This is a genomic window from Legionella sp. PATHC032 (assembly GCF_026191185.1).
Taxonomy (GTDB): Bacteria; Pseudomonadota; Gammaproteobacteria; order Legionellales; family Legionellaceae; genus Legionella.
The window spans coordinates 1,818,936-1,838,803 of the sequence record NZ_JAPHOV010000001.1 but is presented as its reverse complement, the minus strand read 5'-3'; the positions used below and the strand labels follow the sequence as shown (position 1 = coordinate 1,838,803).

Below are 19,868 nucleotides of genomic sequence, written 5' to 3'. Positions count from 1 at the left end.
TGATGGCTATTTATCAAACACAACTCCATAAAATTTTGTCAGGGACAAGGAAGAAACATCATTCCGGATTGTTACATTGTGGTAGAATCAGCAGAGCGATAGGTTTAACTATAGAAGCAAAAGGATTTAATCAACCCATAGGAGCGCGCTGCCTGGTTAAAATCAATGATGAACATTCTGTTCAGGCAGAAGTTGTTGGTTTTAACAATGAAAGTGTTTATTTAATGTCTATAGGAGATATACAAGGAATAGCTCCAGGAATGAAAATTATTCCTACCGGACGAATTGCTCAAGTGAGTGTCGGTCATCAACTATTAGGAAGAATATTAAATGGTTCCGGAATGTTTATAGATGATGGACCTCCTAACGAAATGGTTGAGGCTTATCCATTGATAGGACAAGTGATCAATCCTTTAAAAAGAGCCCCTATTGAAGTCCCATTGGATGTTGGGATTCGTGCCATTAATGGCTTATTAACAGTTGGTCGTGGACAACGGATAGGTTTGTTCGCTGGAAGTGGAGTAGGCAAATCAGTTTTGCTTGGGATGATGACCCGTTTTACTGAAGCTGATGTTGTTGTGGTTGGATTAATTGGAGAACGTGGGCGCGAGGTAAAAGAATTTATTGAGTGCAACTTGGGTATAGAAGGTTTGAAGCGGGCGGTTGTAGTTGCCGCTCCAGCGGATGAAAGCCCTTTGATGCGTTTGCATGGAGCAAAGGTTGCAACAAGTATTGCTGAGTATTTTCGAGATCAAGGTAAACATGTTCTCTTGCTGATCGATTCTTTAACCCGTTTTGCCCAGGCACAAAGGGAAATTGCTTTATCGATTGGTGAGGCCCCTGCTACAAAAGGATATCCGCCATCGGTATTTGCCAAGTTGCCTAAATTGGTTGAAAGAGCTGGAAATGGGACTTCGGGGAGTGGTTCAATTACAGCATTTTATACTGTCTTGACCGAGGGAGATGATTTGCAAGATCCCATAGCAGATGCGGCACGAGCTATTTTGGATGGTCATGTTGTATTAAGCAGAGCGCTTGCTGAACAAGGGCAATATCCTGCAATAGATCTTGAGGCTTCTATTAGCCGAGTTATGCAGGGTATTGTCTCTGAACAACATATGAAAGATATGTTGCTGTTTAAAAAATATTTGTCTGTTTATGAAAAAAACAAGGATTTAATTTTATTAGGAGCGTATGCAAAAGGAAGTGATCCCTTGGTGGATAAGGCAATCTTAGCAGTGAATAAACTCAAGGATTACCTGGTGCAAGGAATGAATGAACAAGTGAGCTATGATGAGAGTTTAATATCGTTAGCCAAACTGGTTTCAACTTTGGTAGGGAATGACCAATGAGTGAGAGATTAGATCGTTTGATTCAGTTATTAAAAGTTAAACAGGAAGCGACCCAACAGGCTTATATAGAGCTGATGAAAGCAAAAGAGCAATTTAATCAGAATAAAGCAAGGCACGAACAATTAGTTGGTTACAGACGAGATTATTTACAGCAATTGGAAGTATTAGGACAGCAAGGTAGTTGCGTAGGGCCTTTACGTAACCGAATTAATTTTATTAATCATTTGGATACTGCTTTGGTACAATTAAATTCCTATTTGAGTCAACTTGCAAAAAGCAGAATGAAGGCCGACTTAAATTATAAGCAAGCCAAAACCTCAGAAGAAGGGATAAATAAGTTAATTGAACGAGTAAAAAAAGCTGAACTGAAGCAATTACAGCGTATTGAGCAAAAGGAAACGGATGAATATGCACAAAAGCAATGGTATAGTAGTTTAAAACATGACCGATAATAACCTTTTGGCAAATAAATTTTTAAAAAAAATTTGGATGGTATTAGCTGTCCTGATAATTTTCGCAGCTGTTTTTTCCAGTATATTTCGTGCTCTTACTCCCTGGGCTAAACAATATAAAGGGGAGGTAGAGCAGCATTTGACTTCACTTTTGGGTCAACCAGTTACTGTTCAAACTATGGAAACAGGGTGGTATTGGTTTGAACCAGTAGTTAAATTAAAACATATAAGAATTCACGATGGCCATAATAAGTCAATTTATTTGGATAAGCTAATTGTCGGTGTTAATTTATTTAAATCCCTCTGGAATTGGCGCATTCAACCTGGCGTACTTTATATCGATGACATGCATTTGATTTTTCGTGAAAAAGATGGGCATTGGCGTATTGAGGGAATTTCAAGTAATGCAATGAAAGATGCTGATATTACACCCGAAAAAACTCGGGAAATATTAGATTGGCTTGCTCAGCAGGAAAAATTAATTGTACGGCATGTTTCCGCTCACTTACATTTTAATGACGGGTCATTAATTCCTGTGAACGGATTAAACTTGTCGATAGTTAATAAAGGGAGAAGTTATAAGATAAAGGGAGAAGCAAAACTCGAGCAAACAAATGCAACCGTTTTCCAACTGCTAGGTAATGTACAATTCGATCCTTCTCAAATTGAAAATACCAGTGGACGCCTCTATTTTTCAGCTATTAATGTTTTACCTGCGCAATGGCAAAATTTATTGCCAAAATCCTCCATACAACTGGAGGGAGGGAAAGGAGACATCTCATTATGGGTTGATTTGGAGAAAGGGAATATTGCATCAATTCAAGCACAATTGAAACTCAAACGTTTGGCATGGAAATTATTAAATAAAAAAAATAGTAAGTTGATCCAGTCATTTTATGCCAACATGGGATGGAGATTGGATAAACAAGGTTGGCAGTTCCAGGCAGACCATATGAAACTAAGAGTAGCAGGAGTTACTTGGCCAGAGAATCAATTGTCGATTCGTTTTAATAAAAATCAGAATACCTATCAAGTCTTTACAAAATCCCTTATTGTAGAATCACTATTATCTGGGGCGATTAATTGGCCGCCGGCTATTCAAAATATACTGCAGTTAAAGCCGCATGGGATCTTGAGTGATGTTCAGGTATTAATCAAAGAAAATCAAATTAATTATATTTTAACTCGATTTGATCAATTAGGATGGAGAGCGAAGGACAATATTCCTGGGGTGAGTAATTTAGCCGGCGTTTTAAATTGGCAGCCTACAGAAGGGCGCCTGGAGTTAGATTCAGAGAATTCAACTTTGCAGATCAAAGGCTACCCTACTCAAAAACTGGCGATTTTTAATGGTGCTTTTGATTGGAAAGAATTAAATGATGGGTTGCGGTTGAGTATTGAACGCTTGGTTGCAAGTCAACCCGAATTGACGATTAGTCTGGAAGGAGCTTTTGATCAGCTGACTCAAAATTCTGTAGGCAATATTCGTTTAGTGGGTAATTTTTCTGGGAAAAATTTACAGAAATGGATGCCTTATTTGCCTGCAAAACACATGAAAGCCAAGTTATTTGCTTGGTTAAATAATGATATCAAGCGTTTGGGGCAAGCAACAGGCAAGATAAGTCTTAATGGAATGGCGAAAGATTTTCCATTTGATAATGGCAATGGGGAGTTTTCTATAGTAAGCCATGTTGTCGGTGGTGATATTTTAATTACTCGAGAATGGCAATTGATTAAAGATTTGGAAGGTTATATCAAACTAAAAAATAGAAATCTTGATATTGATATCATTGATGGTGATGCCCAGGGGATTCCACTTAAACAAATGAATTTGCGTATCGATGATATTGGCAAAGATAGAGAAACTTTATTAATTCATGGAATTGTCCATGGAAAAGCACAACAAATGCTTAATTTTGTTATGAACTCTCCATTAAAGAAAAAATTATCGGCTTTAAAAATATTATTAATAAAGAGGATGCTATCACTTAATTTACGTTTGGAAATCCCTCTGTATCCAGAGAATGATGATAATCTTGCCCGAGGTGAATTAACCTTTGAAAATAATATAATCAACATCAAGCATCAGATGGGAGATTTTTCTGTAGGGGATGTTACTGGAAATTTACTGTTTAATGAAAAAGGCATCCAGGATAGTGCCTTAACTGCTTCGGCATTTGGTTATCCCCTGAATATTAAAATTCAATCGGAAAAATCGCCTCAATCATTAACTGCAATATCAATCGAAGGTGAATGCACTGTAGAATCTTTAAAGAAAAAATGGCGTTTACCTGTTTTTTCTGTACTTAAAGGAAATATTTTAGCTAAGGCATTATTAAAAATTACGGATGACCCTAATGACCTGGATAATATGAAGTTGAATTCTGACTTGATAGGCTTGACAGTTGATCTTCCACCACCTTTGGGAAAAACTTATAAAGAAAAAATCCCCTTACTGGTTAACCTGGACTTTAATCCACAAAAGACAGTTCGTTTAAGAGTTAATTACAATGGAAGATTAAGTACGGATCTTTTGATGCAAAAGCAAAAAGGCGTATTTAAGTTAAAATCAGGTCAAATACGTTTAGGTAGTGCCCAAGCCGTCAATCAGGATCATCCTGGCCTTGGTATAGCTGGTACATTAGAGGGCTTTGATTTACAAGCATGGAAAGAAGTTTTAGGTAAATTCTCTAAAGAGAATGTTAACCCCTCACTCTTGAGTTTGGTTAATATTATTGATGTAAAAATGGGTAAACTAAAATTTCTGAACCAGCAGTTTGATAACATGTCTGTGTATGCGAAAAAACGTCCTGATAATGATTGGGCTGTGAATTTAAAACAGAAAAAAATCGATGCGGATTTAACCTATCATTCAGCAACCAATTCTCTGAGTGGTTTTATCAAATACTTACATTTATCTGAAATGGGGTCTTCACTAAACAATAAAGATACTCCTTCACATGCTACTCCAGCACAAATTCCCAATTTGAATTTAAGAGTCGATAATTTTTCAATTGGAAAAATTCAAATTGGCAATATTACCCTTAAAAGTCATTCTACATCTGAACGATGGCATATTGATTATTTAAGGGTAGATTCACCTTATTATCAAGCTAATTTTGAGGGGGAGTGGCTTCAGAAAGGTACGGTTAATCAAACAAAACTACAGTCTAAAATGTATTTGAAAGATTTGGCCAAGAGTCTTGATCGTTGGGCAATTAATCCCGCGGTCGATGCCGGGAAAGGATATATAGAGTTTCATGGGGGGTGGAAAGGTACTTTATATGATTTTTCTCTGGCTAAGTTGAATGGTTCAATGTATTTACAGTTGAAAAATGGCCGAATTACTCATTTGAGCCCGGAGACTGAAGAAAAACTTGGTTTAGGGAAGTTACTAAGCATATTAAGTTTGCAAACTATTCCAAGACGGTTAAAGCTTGATTTTAGTGATCTCTCAAATGATGGCTACAGTTTTGATATATTTAAAGGCAACTTTAATGTCAATAATGGCATTATGAGTACCAATAATAGTTACATTGATGGTCCAGTAGCTTATGCTAGTATGAAAGGGGATCTGGATTTGGTAAGACGATTATATGATTTGGATTTAAACATTTCACCGCATATCACTGCCAGCTTACCTGTTGTAGCTACGATAGCTGGGGGTCCGATTGCTGGTCTTGCTGCTTGGATTGCAAATAAAATTATTAATCAAAGCATGCAGAAAATTGCGGGATATAGTTATAAAATTTCTGGCCCTTGGGATCAGCCTATTGTGCAACAGCTTAATATAGTGAAGAAATTGCCTTAACTAAAGGACGATAAGATTATTTTGCAAACTGCTATGGAGTCATTTAAGGTTCAGGGAGGCATGTAAAATATTCTGTCTTATTGAACGAGTGTTTTAGCCGAAAGAAAATAATCAAAAAAATAATTATGAATACTTTAAAGTTACTATTTTCTTATTACTGGCGTCTGAGCTTATTGAAGGAAACCCCAGAGAATTCTCCTTATTCCGTTTTCCTTCTTGTAGTAATGTGTCTTCTATTTTCTATTATAATGCTGATTCAATGGGACATCGCTGAACTTGATTTTTCCCGTGATTGGTTATTAAGTTTAATGATGGCCACCAGCCTGATTTTGTCTTTTATATTCTATACCTATGCTATTTTAAAGTTTCAAAATCTTGCGTCCAGGCTTGTGCAAACATCAACATGTCTATTGAGCGCCTATGTTATTATACATGTTTTGGCGACACCATTGTTCTTAATTGATACTTATTTGTCTGCGGAGAATCTTAAAAATCCCATTTTTTTATTTATAGGTATGATATATTTGTTCGTTACTTTGGGGCTTTCTATTTGGCAATTTGTAATTACAGCCCATATTTATAAATTTGCTTTAGGCACTACACCAGTAAAATCAGTTTTGGCTGCTTTTGGTTTAGTAGCGGTTAACATTTTAACTATTTCTTTTTGGCGATGACATGATGACACATTTACATATACTAGGAGTAAGTGGAACCTTTATGAGTGCCCTGGCTTTACTTGCCCGTGATGCAGGGTATAGAGTGACAGGAAGTGACGCCAATTGCTACCCACCTATAAGTGATTTGCTTGCTGCCAAGGGTATTTCATGGACTGAGGGCTACGATGATTCCACTTTAGCATTACAAGCTGACATGGTTATTGTCGGTAATGCTATTAAGAGGGGAATGCCGGTTCTTGAAGCAGTTATGGAGTCTGGGAAACCATACATGTCAGGCCCTCAATGGCTTGCCGAAAATATTTTATCGAAATATAGGGTGATTGCTGTAGCTGGAACTCATGGCAAAACGACCACCACTTCAATGATTGCCTGGATTTTGGATCAAGCAGGAATGAATCCAGGATTTCTTATCGGTGGTGTGTCCAGTGATTTCAATAGCAGTGCCTGCCTTGGCAAAGGGAAGTGGTTTGTCATTGAGGCAGACGAGTACGATAGTGCTTTTTTTGATAAACGTCCTAAATTTATGCATTATCGACCACATATTGCGATACTAAACAATTTGGAATTTGATCATGCCGATATTTACCCCGATTTGGCAGCTATTCAACAACAATTTCATTATTTATTAAGAACAATACCAAAAAGTGGTGTGGCTATAAAACCTCGAGATGATAAGGCTTTGAATGAAGTTCTATCGCGAGGTCAATTTTCGCGTATTGAAACACTGGCATTATCAGGGGAGGCTGAATGGGTTGCCGAGCTGATTGACGATAGTGGTTCAAAATTTAAAATATTGCATAATGGGGTAAGGGTTGCTGAGGTATCTTGGCCTTTAATTGGTCAATTTAATGTGGAAAATGGCCTGGCGGCAATTGCTGCTGCCTGGAATGCTGGGGTAAGCTCTGAGGTTGCAGCCAGGGCTTTGGAACAATTTTCTCCAGTGAAACGAAGGCTTGAAGTTCGTTCCAATCGACATGGAATAACAGTTTATGATGATTTTGCCCACCATCCAACCGCAATTACTAAAACCATTGATGCTTTAAAAAGAAGTGGGCGCCATCAGCGTATTTTTGCTGTTATGGAGTTTGCTTCCTATACCATGAGAACAGGCGTACATGCCAGAGAAATGGCTTATGCTTTAGCCCCTGTAGATGGTGCCTATGTTTTGGACCCTCAGGATTTTAATTTAAAGGACTCTGTTAGCTCCTGGACTTGTCCGTATAAAATTTGCAAAAATAATGAAGAGATCGTTAATGAGATTATTAATACAGTAAGAGAAGGTGACGCTGTATTAGTGATGAGTAATAGAGGATTTAATGGAATTCATCAACAATTAATCGATTCTATAGATAAACTTTTTATGTAACAATTAATTTTCATTCTTGTCCAGAGTCGTTTTGAGACCATATCATGGTATTAAGGAACAAGTGGAATGAGAATAGTGTTCCATTGTTCGCAGAGCCCCAACATAAAAAGATCAGCACAGTAATATATATGTCTTGAGTTTAGAATAACCTACGGAAAAATATATTTATTTTCTACGCCCAAATAAAATTGGCGATTTGAAATATTTGTTAGCAAATAGTTAAATTAATAGTTGCAATATTATGTGTAGGTTGATATAAAAATTAAAAGAGTCTTGATCATCAGAGGTGTGTTACTCGCTGCGGTTCTTGCGGGTGGGCCCTTGTGGGAGGGAAACCATGCTAGAGTTTGCCGAATTTCAGCAAAATGCATTGAAATTAACAGATCAGTTAAAGAGGCGCAGCATACCATCCTTAGGATGTTTTTGTTTTTTTTCAGTGATATTACCCAATTCAGCTGCCATTGAAGATACTCATACGATTAAATTGGTTGCTTATAGCCTGGACAGCGAGAATGATGATGACTTACTCGCTTATCTTAAGGGTGTCTCAAGATATTCTGCTGTAACCCCAAAAAATATTAACGAATTCAAAAAAAAGGTGCTGGCTGGAATTTATTTAATGATGTGGTCACATTATAGTTCTACTGTTTCGAATTTAATGAATAGCACTTTGGTTGAGCTATTTCAAAGAGATTTGCAAGTGAGTTCCCCGCAAAAAATGAGTGATACTTTATTTGATGCCAGTTTGGAGGCTTTAAGTCAATATTGTTCATTTGCCTATCAAAATCGTAATGAACGAATTTATGACAACTTAATTCGCCGTTTAGGTAAAACGGTGCAAGCAGATATTCATACCTTACGTCTTTCCAGGGAGAAACAGGAAACTTCATTCTATGATATTTATAAAGGAATTATGCGTAATTTAGGACTTAATAGCGTGTTTTAGACAGGAGACACTATGACTTTTACTCCGCCCGAGTTCAAAATATTAAGTGTAAATACTCGTAACTTAGAGGCAGTATTCTCTACCTTATTAGGCAGGTATAAAATTATTACTGATCCTCCTGTATCTGAAGTGGTATCGAGTAGTGAAATAATTAGAAATACTCTGGAAACATTATTAGCTCGAACCCATAAGGTTGTGATTTGCAAAACAGATAGAGAAACAGCCAGAGATGTTTTTAAACAATTAAGTAATGAATTGCGTGAAGTTTTAAAAGAAAATAATGAGGAAAAAAATAAGCAAGCCATTCTGTTTTTGTTAGGTGCTTTGCTTCATCGCTATTTTAGATTGATTAAGGAGTATGATACTTTTAATTCATACATTCCTGTCCCGTCATTTTTTTTTAAATACAAAGCGCCATCTGATGTAAAAGATTGTCGATTGTTTCAATCAATAAGACTCGCTTTAGGTTTACCTGAGGTGATGGAGAAAAATTATAAAATAAATGATTTGAAAATTCTTGATGTAACAACGATTGTAACTGCATTAGAAACATTTCGTGATAATATGCAATTGATTGTAGAGAAGGATGAGGTGAAAATGCCACGCTATAAAAGCTATCCTCATTTTGCAGCAGACAAGAACTTTGAAACCTATTTACAAGAAATTATTGATGAACATAAAAGACGTAACCCTGTTGTTTTAAACCAATTCAAAGCCATAAGTTTCATTCAATCTTTGGTAAAACAAATTGAAGAAGAGCAACGCCAAATCGAAGAGGCTTTGATTCATTTAGGCAAAATCCTGCCAAAAACTTGTTCCGATTTTAAAACTCTATCTTCAGAATTGATGGAAGAGCAAATAAAGGCTCAAATTGAATCGAATGTTCTACAAGAGAAAATTATAGACTTATTGTATACTGGACATATTCAGGAAAATTTTAGCACGATGGATTGTGGTTCGTTTATTGAAGCAATGAAAAATTGTAATAACAGTCTTGCAAGATATCGGGTTTTGGGTGGTTTTTGTTTGTTATTACAAAACGAGGGCGTAAAGGAGCAATTGCGGTTTTGTATTCACCAGGCTCTGGGGGTAGAAATAAATCCCAATGAGCTGACAGATAAGGATATGCTTGATGCAATTAGGCTTCTTAAAACCTATTTTGAAGCTACTCCTAAAGTTGAGCTTAATTTTGATTTTTTTGGTGGAAAAGGGCCAATGAATACATTCATTCTTCAAACGGAGTTGGCTTTAGCTAAAAAAGTTCAAGCAGTAAAAAAAGCTCAGGAAGATAATGCAGAGACTCGCACTACTTCCTTATTTGTTTGATGTGTTTAGCCAGCTTGTTCTTGAAACATTGCCTCATCATATTGGAGTCCTGGATAAGGACTCCAGTACGCTTATCTAATGATAAGCTTAATCATTGCTTGGAGAATGCCATTACTCCATCTTTATAAGACACAATAATAGTTTCACCTGATTTGAATTTTCCAGTCAACAATGATTGTGCGAGTGGATTCTCTAATTTTTGTTGAATAGTACGTTTTAGGGGGCGGGCACCATAGACCGGATCAAAACCTGCTTCAGCCAAATGGGATAAAGCATCATTTGTGACTTCAAGGGTAATATTTTGTTGTTTCAGACGATGATGTAAATAGTTGATTTGGATTGCTGCAATTTTTGCAATTTGTTCTTTTGTCAAGGAATGGAATACCACCGACTCATCAATTCTGTTGATAAATTCAGGTCTAAAATGTTGGCTGACTAAATCCATTACTGCAGCCTTAATCTGATCGTAATTAAATTTGCTGCTCATTTCCTGAATCAATTGAGATCCCAAATTCGAGGTCATAACAATAACGGTATTCCTAAAATCAACCGTACGTCCCTGACCATCTGTTAAACGGCCATCATCCATAACTTGAAGTAGAATATTAAATACATCGGTATGCGCTTTTTCTACTTCATCGAGCAAGATGACAGAATAGGGTCTGCGTCTGACTGCTTCGGTTAAATAGCCACCTTCTTCATATCCTACATAGCCAGGAGGTGCCCCGATTAAGCGCGCAACAGAGTGTTTTTCCATAAATTCAGACATATCAATACGCACCATAGCTTCTTCCGTATCAAAAAGAAAAGAAGCGAGCGCTTTACATAGTTCAGTTTTTCCTACACCGGTTGGACCCAAAAAAAGAAATGAACCAATAGGGCGATTGGGATCGGATAACCCTGCACGTGAGCGTCTTATGGCATTAGAAACAGCATCCACTGCTTCATTCTGGCCAATAAGTCTGTTATGCAAAGCTTCTTCCATTTTCAGTAATTTTTCTTTTTCTCCCTCCATCATTTTAGATACGGGGATCCCTGTCCATTTTGAAACAACTTCTGCGATCTCATCTTCGGTGACTTTATTACGTACTAACTTTGTTTCCATAGCATCGACTGAAGAGACCTGGCTTAATCTCTTTTCCAGCTCAGGTATACGTCCATATTGTAATTCAGACATACGACTTAAATCACCTGCTCTCCTGGCAGTTTCCATTTCCAGCTTGGCTTGCTCAAGTGCCTCCTTGATTTGGGTGGACCCTTGCATGGTCGCTTTTTCAGCTTTCCAAATCTCCTCTAAGTCTGAATAATTTTGCTCTAATTCATCGATACTTTTTTGTAAATCAACAAGTCTTTTTTTAGACGCTTCATCATTTTCCTTTTTCAATGCTTCACGCTCGATTTTTAGCTGAATCAAGCGTCGTTCCAGTTTATCCATACTTTCAGGTTTTGAATCGATTTCCATCCGGATTAAGCTGGCTGCTTCATCAATTAAGTCAATGGCTTTGTCGGGTAGTTGGCGGTCGCTGATGTAACGATGGGATAGGGTTGCTGCAGCAACCAAAGCAGGATCTGTAATTTCAACTCCATGATGAACTTCATATCGTTCCTTAAGTCCCCTTAATATAGCAATGGTGTCTTCCACACTGGGTTCATCGACCAGTACTTTTTGAAAGCGTCTTTCAAGGGCAGCATCTTTTTCAATATATTGTCGGTATTCGTCTAATGTGGTAGCCCCAATGCAATGCAATTCGCCGCGAGCTAATGCTGGTTTGAGCATATTCCCGGCATCCATAGCACCTTCAGCCTTGCCAGCACCGACCATAGTATGCAATTCATCAATAAATAATATGATTTGACCTTCTTGTTTTGCCAAATCATTAAGCACTCCTTTTAAACGCTCTTCAAACTCCCCGCGATATTTTGCGCCTGCAATCAAGGCACCCATATCCAGTGCCAGTAAACGTTTATTCTTTAATCCCTCAGGCACCTCACCATTGATAATTCGCTGCGCCAAGCCTTCTACTATAGCTGTTTTACCAACACCTGGTTCACCTATTAGTACAGGGTTATTTTTGGTTCTTCTTTGTAATACCTGGATGGTGCGTCGAATTTCATCATCCCGCCCAATAACTGGATCCAGTTTTCCTTGCTCGGCACGTTCAGTCAAATCCAGAGTATATTTTTCAAGGGCTTGTCGCTGTTCCTCTGCATTTGGATCATTAACAGTTTCTCCACCTCTTAACTCATCAATGGCTTTTTCAATTGCTTTGTTGTCACCTCCAGCTTGTTTGAGTATTTTAGCAAGGTTACTATCCTCACTTATCGCTGCTAATATAAAAAGCTCGCTTGAAATAAAGTTGTCCTTTCTTTGTTGCGATAATTTGTCAGTCAGGTTAAGTAGTCTATTCAAGGCGTTAGATATATGAATATCTCCTCCGGTACCTGATACTTTAGGGAGTTTATCCAGAGCTTGGTCAATTAAAGTTCTTAATAGCGGTATATTAACACCCGCTTTACTGAGAAGAGGTCTACAGCTCCCGCCTTGTTGATCGAGTAAGGCTTTCATTAAATGTTCTGGTTCTATAAATCCATTATCTCTGCCTAGAGCCAGAGATTGAGCATCTGCAAGAGCCATTTGAAACTTTGATGTTAGTTTGTCCATTCGCATAGGAACACCTTTCTAGTTATTTTAGGGTATTAATTCTAGTTTACATGCCATAAAATGGGTATTATTTACATTTTTTCAAGAGTTTTTTTATGAATAATGAGTCATCTTCTAATTCTAATTTGGATTCACAAGCTTTGCTTAATCAACTGGTAATTGACTATCTCAAAGAAAAGAAAAGACAACGTCGATGGAAATGGATTATACGAGCTATTATCCTGGCCGCATTAGTTTATTCATCTTATAAAATCGTTTCAGTTGCCAAAACCACAGAAGCATCTAAGGATAAAGAGCATATTGGCTTAATTGATATTAACGGTGAAATTGCTGATTCCACCTCCGCGAGTGCAGATAATTTCACTAGAGGAATTGAGAAGGCTTATAAAAGCAAAGGATTAAAAGCATTAATTTTACGGATAAATAGCCCTGGAGGCAGTCCCGTACAGGCGGAATATATTTATAATGTTTTAAAATATTACAAAAGTCTAAAACCTAACATTAAAACTTACGCTGTTTGTGTCGATATGTGTGCTTCTGCTGCCTATTATGTTGCTGTTGGAGCGGATGAAATCTATGCAAGTCCTGCAAGCATGGTCGGCTCAATAGGGGTTTTATATAATGGCTTTGGTTTTGTTGATGCAATGCAGAAGCTTGGTATTTCACGCAGATTACAAACTTCAGGAGTTAATAAAGCTTTTCTGGACCCCTTTTCTCCAACTACTGAATTTCAGAAAGAAAAGCTACAAACCATGCTTGATATAGTACATAAGCAATTTATTACGCGTGTCAAAGAAGGAAGGGGAAATAAATTACATATTGATGATGAAACTTTTTCCGGGTTATTTTGGACTGGTGAGCAAGCGTTGGCTAATGGTTTAATTGATGGTTATGCCAGTAGCGGGCAGTTAGCACGAGAGGTAATTAAAATTACAGATATAGTTGACTATACTTACAAGCAAAATGTCTTTGACCGCTTAACTAAAAATTTGGGCACTGCGATGGCAGATGAGTTACCAGTAATTTTAGGAATGAAGCCGGGATTAAGATAAGAGCTAACAGGAGTATTTATCCGCTTTCTTATCTGTGAGAAAGCGGATATTTGAAAGTAATTTAAAATCGATAAGCCTGACTGATCGGCTTGATAGGCTTAAATTGACAACTTATTTTAAAACGGGTGATATTGTTTGCAAAAGTGACTTAAATACCTTAGGAGTTCCTGCTACTACGTCGCCATAATTTAGAAAATCTTCCCCTCCCTGGACATCACTTATGAGTCCCCCAGCTTCTCGGACCAGTAGGGCTCCTGCAGCAATATCCCATGGGCGTAACCCAAACTCCCAGAAGCCGTCCAGGCGACCGCTTGCAACATAAGCCAAGTCGAGAGCAGCAGAACCTGTTCTTCTAACTCCAGCACATTTTCCAACCAATGCTTCAAAGGTTGGTAGATATCGCTGGGCAAGAGTTGCATCACGAAAATGAAAACCTGTACCTAACAGCGAAGCAGTGAGTTGAGTTTGCTTGGATACACGGATTCTTCTATCATTTAGCCTTGCTCCACGTCCTCTGCTTGCAGCAAAACACTCATGGCGCAGCGGATCGTAAATAACACCATGCTCCAGACGATTCTTAATTTTTAGAGCTATGGATACAGAATAAAAGGGAAAGCCATGAAGATAATTTGAGGTACCATCCAGAGGGTCAATGATCCAGACTGTATCACTATCACTTTGCTGAATACCGCTTTCCTCTGCAAGAATTCCATGCTCTGGATAGGCTTTATGTATCGCATTAATAATCACTTGCTCCGCTTTAATGTCCACTTCACTAAAATATTCATGGCTGTTTTTTGGGGTTATTTTTAAACGATCAACCTGCTCCACATAACGATTAATAATTTCACCAGCCTGTCGCGCAGCATTGACAGCAATATTTAAAAGTGGTTCCATGGATATACTCTTTAGCTATAAAATCAGCAATTCTAACACATTTTTTTTAAACAAAGAGAAGTTCAATTAATAAATCCTATGATATAGTTATCTATTGTATTTGGAATATTTTTTTATGAAGTTAAGTTCTATTCGAATCGTTTTGGTTTCAACTTCCCATCCTGGTAATATAGGCTCTACTGCAAGAGCTATGAAAACTATGGGGCTAAGCACATTGTATCTGGTTAGTCCAAAGTCATTTCCGGATCTCAAAGCAAAAGAAATGGCTGCTGGAGCTGATGATGTCCTGGATGCAGCTATTGTTACAAATACTTTGGATGAAGCTTTAATTGGATGTCAGTTGATTTTAGGGACGAGTGCAAGACCACGGGGACTGTCATTGCCTGGATTAGTTCCAGCTTCCTGTGCAGAACTGATAAATCAACAATCAGATAATACTCAAGTGGCCATTGTATTTGGTAGAGAACACTCAGGTCTTACTAATGAAGAGCTGTTAAAATGTCACTACCATATTAATATTCCAAGCAATCCTGACTACAGTTCATTAAATTTAGCTCAGGCAGTACAAATTATAGCTTATGAACTGCGTATGAAGTTATTATCACCGCGCGCTGAAGTAGCTCTGCGCAATGAAGAGCAGGCTACAGCTGATGAAATAGAGCAATTTTATGAGCATCTGAAGGAAGTTTTTATTGAAATTAAATTTTTAAAACCTTCTAATCCAAGGAGATTAATGCAAAGAGTGAGGCGGCTATTTAATAGAATTAACCTTGAAAAAATGGAAGTTAGTATTTTAAGAGGTATGCTTAGCCAAGTTCAGAAATCATTGGAGTGGGCAAGGAAAGACAATAGGAGCAATAAAATTGGCGATAAAACCGATTTATTTTGATTATATGGCAACAACACCAGTTGATCCTCGCGTTGTTGAGAAAATGATAAAATATTTAGGTCCAGAAGGGGATTTTGGTAATCCCGCATCAGCAACTCATGAGTATGGGCGAGTTGCTTCTATGGCAGTTGAGCAGGCACGTTCTCAAATTGCAGAAACTATTAACGCTTCCCCGCAAGAAATAGTGTTTACATCAGGAGCTACAGAAGCAGATAATTTGGCTATTTTAGGAGCTGCCCGGTTTTATAAAAATAAAGGAATGCATCTTATTACTATGAGCACTGAACATAAGGCCGTGCTTGACAGTTTTCATCAATTGGAAAAAGAAGGTTTTCAAGTCACTTATCTTAATCCAGAGTCAGATGGTTTGTTGGATCTTGAGAAACTGGAATCAGCTCTTAGACCAGATACTGTTCTGGTTTCTATTATGCATGTTAATAATGAAATTGGCGTCATACAAGATATTGCTTCTATTGGTGAGTTATTAAGAAATAGGGGAATAATATTTCATGTTGATGCGGCTCAAAGTGCAGGTAAATTACCAATCGATTTGAGCCAGCTTTCAGTTGATTTGATGTCGTTTTCTGCCCATAAAAATTATGGGCCTAAAGGTGTGGGGGCTCTGTATGTCAGGCATAAGCCAAGGATTCGTTTACAGGCTTTAAGTTACGGTGGCGGGCATGAAGGTGGATTGCGATCAGGAACATTACCTACCCATCAAATTGTCGGCATGGGGGAGGCTTTTGCTATTGCAGAGGCTGAAAGAATTCCCGAGCAGGCGCGTATTCTAAATTTACGCAAACAACTATGGGACGGAATACGACATTTACCTGCTATTAAACTGAATGGAAATGAGCACAGGCGTATCGCTGGAAATCTGAATGTGAGTTTTGTTGGATTAAATGGAGATTCATTGCTGTTTGCTTTAAGTGAGTTAGCCATATCAACTACTTCTGCCTGTTCTTCTGCCAGTATTCAACCATCTTATGTCTTAAGGGCAATTGGTTTGACTGATACAGAGGCGCAATCAACTATGCGTTTATCCATAGGACGCTTTACTTCTGAGGTGCAAATAAAGAAGGCAATTGATATAATTTGCACACAAGTGAGTCGGCTGCACGAATTATCGCCGTTATGATGTATAATAAAATTGTACAGGATTATTTTTTTCAGCCACAACATATTGGTAAGCTCGATTTAAATGATCCTTTTGTAATAGGTGTACAAAGTCAACCAATTAATCAACTGAATACAGTACATTTTTATATAAAATGTGACAGAGATAAACTGATATCCAAAGCCAGATATAAAACGAATGGAAATCCTTATGTTATTGCGGCAATGGAATGGATATGTTGCCAGATTGAAGGTAAGACTTTGGAATCACTTCCATTAATAGATTTTCAGATTCTAATTAATGTATTACAGATAACAAATAATCAGTATCCTGTAGCAGTCCAGGTAGAGGACATATATAAAGAAGCATTGACTTTGATGCGTAAAAAATTTGAGAGGTAAAGCAATGAGTGTAGAAATACAACAAGCGAGCAGCACGAACCCCAACATCACTTTCAGTGAATCGGCAATAAAGCACCTGGTCTCCTATCTGGAGAAAAATCCAGGAAACAAGGGGGTAAGATTGTCTGTAAAAAAGACGGGATGCTCGGGATTATCTTATGTAGTGGATTATGTAAAAGAACCTTCAGAAGGAGATATGATAGCTTTTTTATCTAAAGATTATCTGGTATGCGTTGATAAAACAAGTTATCCATTTCTTAAAAATATGAAAGTTGATTATGTGAAACAAGGTTTAAATTATAAATTCATTTTTAATAATCCCAATCAGACGGGGCAATGTGGTTGTGGAGAGAGCTTTACTGTGAGTCAATAAAATAAGCAGAAAATCCACGATGCTTCCTTAATATTATCAATAAGCGGCTGGCTTGAAGGGCAGTCGCAATATCCAGCCTCATGGTTTTATACTCTTTTTATTAGTTAAATTATTAATCCCCAAAAAATTTCTGATTATAAAAGCAGTGATTACTCCTTTCATGTTTATTAATTATTATTTCAAAAGTAAATTTTTAGAAAAATAAATGCAATTATTTTTACAAGCCTAACTAAAATGATACAATAATGACTTAATAATTCCTTAATAAATGAATATCATTAAAACAATGTTTACACTCTTTGGGATATTTGATATTATATCGGTCATGGTGTTAGAGCCAAATTAATGTGCTGGACATGATTTATGTTCATTAATTTTGTATTAGGAGATTAAAATGAGTGCAGTTATGCAACAAGTGACACAAGGTAACGATGCCTTGTCACATCAAGTGATTAGTGCAGTTAAAGGTTATTTAACAAGTGTCGGTAGTAAAGATGCTAATTTAAACTTATATCAATTGATTGTTGAGGAAGTAGAAGCCCCTTTATTCCGGACTGTTATGGAATTAACTCGATACAATCAATCAAAAGCTGCCCGAGTGCTTGGTGTAAGTCGTGGTACTTTGCGCACTAAATTAAAGCGTTATTTTGATGATGAATTCATTGGTACTCGTGACTTTTAATCCAGTTATATAGCTACTACTTTCCAAGTTCAGTTATTTTTCGCGGTATTCTAATAGAAATTCATCGTTAATTATGGCCTTTGCCTGTGCACTCTGCTAATATTGAAGTCAGAGTCGGTCAGGCAATCGCTCTTTGCTTAATAGCAAGGGGAGGAAAGTCCGGGCTCCATAGGGCAGAGTGCCAGGTAACTCCTGGGAGGTGTGAGCCTACGGAAAGTGCCACAGAAAATATACCGCCTGCTATTCCTTTTGGAGTCGTAGGTAAGGGTGAAATGGTGCGGTAAGAGCGCACCGCGCGATTGGTAACAATCGTGGCAGGGAAAACCCCGCTCGGAGCAAGACCAAATAGGAATCCATTTGACTGCAAAGTCATAACGTATGGCCCATACGGGATTCGGGTAGGTCGCTTGAGGCATGCGGTGACGCATGTCCCAGATGAATGGTTGCCCACGACAGAACCCGGCTTATCGACCGACTCTTATCCATATTCTATGTCAATGCATATCATTATATGCTTTTATTTTATATATGAAAAAAGGATAAAGTCATCATACAAAAATGACATGCCAAGCTATATAACACTTATACATTCCAGGGAAATCTCAGCTATTTCACTTTCAATTTCTTCCTCTATTGAATCAGTAGTCGCTTGATCCACTACTTGAGCCGACTCAATAAATCCCACAGCATCAGACGCCTCTTGAGCGCTATCGGCGGTATCCGTTGCATCGGCAGTGTCTGTTGCATCTGTTGTATCTGTAGCATCTGCAGATTCTGAGGAGATAGTTTCAATGGTTTCAGTATCAGAGATGCTTCCATCTGTGCCAGCTGGAGTGTTTACCTGGCCCTCAGCAGGAAAGGCACCTGCTACAACTCCCTGTGGTGTAGCAATGTAACTCCCAGGAGCATAATTATTTATATTTCCTTCTAGCAAATTTAAATAAGTTTGTTTATCAGATTTTACAAATATTTCGGCAGATGTGCCTGTAATTGCCATCGCTATCACCGGGGTTTTCAGACTTTCATTTGATTTGCCTGTGGTTTTAAACTTTATTTTTCCTTGAGATAATTCAGCTTTAATTTGAACATCAGATGGATTTGGGGAAAAGGCTAGAATTTTATATCTGGAGTTCTCACCAATATTTACCAAGGTTCCATTTTTATATTTGATGTTAATGAGTGCGCCTGCCCCCGTAACAACAGTGTCTCCTGGCTCCAATTGAGAGCCTCGAGAGAGTGAGTATTCTTTACCTTCTCTGAGTGATATGACTTTTTGTTTGGCAAATAATACTGTGGCTGCTGGTTGAGCAAACGCATTGCTTATAACAAAAATTAGACTAATATAAATCAATTTTTTCATGAGTTCTTCCTACTGGATATCACATCTCTATACCAAGATAAAATGTAGCAGTTCTTATATTGTCGCCAATTAACTGAACTGGTTGCGGAGAAATAGGGCCACTTACAGGATAGAAATAGATTGAGCAGGTACTTCCAGGTGGAACTACATCACAACCGCTTTCAATCATATCCACAAGAAACTCTAGTGAACTTGGTAGTATAGCCTCAATATTGGTTGCTGTAACAAAAGAGGAGTGGTTAGTCACATGGAGAATTCCTGGGGTACCAGGGTTAGCAAGATGAAGAAGTATGGTACAACTTGTGACTGATTGAAGTGAGCAGTTAGCAATTGAGGCATTTTGATTATTAGAAATTAATGTGATTGTGGTATTTGCCAGTTTTTCGGGATTTAGGGTTTTTTCAGCCCAAACGTCATGAATTACTGAGCAGGTCAATAAAAAATGTGCAATTATTGATAACATAAACAGCCTAATTGTTTTCATAATCCTTCCTATTGCAGTATT

Annotated in this window: 17 protein-coding genes and 1 other RNA gene; 14 read left to right on the top strand and 4 right to left on the bottom strand. The window is 37.7% G+C overall.

The annotated features are described in order from the left end of the window. The first annotated feature begins 2 nt into the window (after positions 1-2). The 7 genes from fliI to OQJ02_RS08240 all read left to right on the top strand — a co-directional run bounded on the left by fliI (position 3) and on the right by OQJ02_RS08240 (position 9,930). Positions 3-1,352 (top strand): flagellar protein export ATPase FliI, encoded by a 1,350-nt coding sequence (fliI, locus tag OQJ02_RS08270; protein WP_265718726.1) that lies wholly within the window; start codon positions 3-5, stop codon positions 1,350-1,352. Further along, a complete protein-coding gene (gene fliJ / locus OQJ02_RS08265; RefSeq protein WP_265718725.1) occupies positions 1,349-1,804 on the top strand; it encodes a flagellar export protein FliJ in 456 nt (151 codons plus the stop codon). Before fliI ends, fliJ begins: the two co-directional genes overlap by 4 nt. Continuing rightward, the gene (locus tag OQJ02_RS08260) at positions 1,794-5,615 is read left to right on the top strand and encodes a YhdP family protein (protein WP_265718724.1); all 3,822 of its coding nucleotides are present in this window, start codon (positions 1,794-1,796) and stop codon (positions 5,613-5,615) included. Before fliJ ends, OQJ02_RS08260 begins: the two co-directional genes overlap by 11 nt. 125 nt (positions 5,616-5,740) lie before the next feature. After that, positions 5,741-6,289: a hypothetical protein gene (locus tag OQJ02_RS08255; protein ID WP_265718723.1), complete on the top strand. Its 549-nt coding sequence runs from the start codon at positions 5,741-5,743 to the stop codon at positions 6,287-6,289. 1 nt (position 6,290) lies between these two features. Continuing rightward, a complete protein-coding gene (gene mpl / locus OQJ02_RS08250; RefSeq protein WP_265718722.1) occupies positions 6,291-7,658 on the top strand; it encodes a UDP-N-acetylmuramate:L-alanyl-gamma-D-glutamyl-meso-diaminopimelate ligase in 1,368 nt (455 codons plus the stop codon). A 298-nt stretch (positions 7,659-7,956) separates the two neighbouring features. After that, complete coding sequence (locus OQJ02_RS08245; RefSeq protein ID WP_265719814.1) at positions 7,957-8,604, top strand: lpg1752 family Dot/Icm T4SS effector; 648 nt, start codon at positions 7,957-7,959, stop codon at positions 8,602-8,604. Between the two features lie 12 nt (positions 8,605-8,616). After that, entirely contained in the window at positions 8,617-9,930 is a 1,314-nt protein-coding gene (locus OQJ02_RS08240; RefSeq protein ID WP_265718721.1) for a type IV secretion protein Dot, read from the top strand. A 91-nt stretch (positions 9,931-10,021) separates the two neighbouring features. On the opposite strand, the gene clpB is transcribed toward OQJ02_RS08240, so the two are convergent. Continuing rightward, a complete protein-coding gene (gene clpB / locus OQJ02_RS08235; RefSeq protein ID WP_265718720.1) occupies positions 10,022-12,598 on the bottom strand; it encodes an ATP-dependent chaperone ClpB in 2,577 nt (858 codons plus the stop codon). Between the two features lie 89 nt (positions 12,599-12,687). On the opposite strand from clpB, the gene OQJ02_RS08230 reads away from it, so the two are divergent. Next, positions 12,688-13,644, top strand: a complete 957-nt coding sequence (locus OQJ02_RS08230; protein ID WP_265718719.1) for a S49 family peptidase — start codon at positions 12,688-12,690, stop codon at positions 13,642-13,644. Positions 13,645-13,755: 111 nt separating this feature from the next. Here the strand turns inward: OQJ02_RS08230 and OQJ02_RS08225 are convergent, their stop codons facing one another. Then, on the bottom strand, positions 13,756-14,541 hold the full coding sequence (locus tag OQJ02_RS08225) for an inositol monophosphatase family protein (protein ID WP_265718718.1): 786 nt from the start codon (positions 14,539-14,541) through the stop codon (positions 13,756-13,758). 115 nt (positions 14,542-14,656) lie between these two features. Here OQJ02_RS08225 and trmJ point away from each other — a divergent pair, with 115 nt between their 5' ends. The 6 genes from trmJ to rnpB all read left to right on the top strand — a co-directional run bounded on the left by trmJ (position 14,657) and on the right by rnpB (position 18,486). Beyond that, complete coding sequence (gene trmJ / locus OQJ02_RS08220) at positions 14,657-15,430, top strand: tRNA (cytosine(32)/uridine(32)-2'-O)-methyltransferase TrmJ (RefSeq protein WP_265718717.1); 774 nt, start codon at positions 14,657-14,659, stop codon at positions 15,428-15,430. 4 nt (positions 15,431-15,434) lie between these two features. Then, the gene (locus tag OQJ02_RS08215; RefSeq protein WP_322783406.1) at positions 15,435-16,568 is read left to right on the top strand and encodes an IscS subfamily cysteine desulfurase; all 1,134 of its coding nucleotides are present in this window, start codon (positions 15,435-15,437) and stop codon (positions 16,566-16,568) included. Continuing rightward, on the top strand, positions 16,565-16,948 hold the full coding sequence (locus tag OQJ02_RS08210; protein WP_265718716.1) for an iron-sulfur cluster assembly scaffold protein: 384 nt from the start codon (positions 16,565-16,567) through the stop codon (positions 16,946-16,948). The genes OQJ02_RS08215 and OQJ02_RS08210 overlap by 4 nt, the downstream gene beginning before the upstream one ends. Positions 16,949-16,952: 4 nt before the next feature. After that, a complete protein-coding gene (locus OQJ02_RS08205) occupies positions 16,953-17,321 on the top strand; it encodes a HesB/IscA family protein (RefSeq protein WP_265718715.1) in 369 nt (122 codons plus the stop codon). 394 nt (positions 17,322-17,715) lie between these two features. Next, positions 17,716-18,003 (top strand): helix-turn-helix domain-containing protein, encoded by a 288-nt coding sequence (locus OQJ02_RS08200; RefSeq protein WP_010947469.1) that lies wholly within the window; start codon positions 17,716-17,718, stop codon positions 18,001-18,003. A gap of 110 nt (positions 18,004-18,113) precedes the next feature. Beyond that, positions 18,114-18,486: RNase P RNA component class A (gene rnpB, locus OQJ02_RS08195), an RNA gene on the top strand. An 88-nt stretch (positions 18,487-18,574) separates the two neighbouring features. Here rnpB and OQJ02_RS08190 read toward each other — a convergent pair. Both OQJ02_RS08190 and OQJ02_RS08185 read right to left on the bottom strand, forming a co-directional pair. Then, complete coding sequence (locus OQJ02_RS08190; protein WP_265718714.1) at positions 18,575-19,363, bottom strand: FecR family protein; 789 nt, start codon at positions 19,361-19,363, stop codon at positions 18,575-18,577. Positions 19,364-19,382: 19 nt separating this feature from the next. Next, positions 19,383-19,847, bottom strand: coding sequence for a hypothetical protein (locus OQJ02_RS08185; RefSeq protein WP_027264653.1), 465 nt, complete (start codon positions 19,845-19,847; stop codon positions 19,383-19,385). Positions 19,848-19,868: the final 21 nt, after the last annotated feature.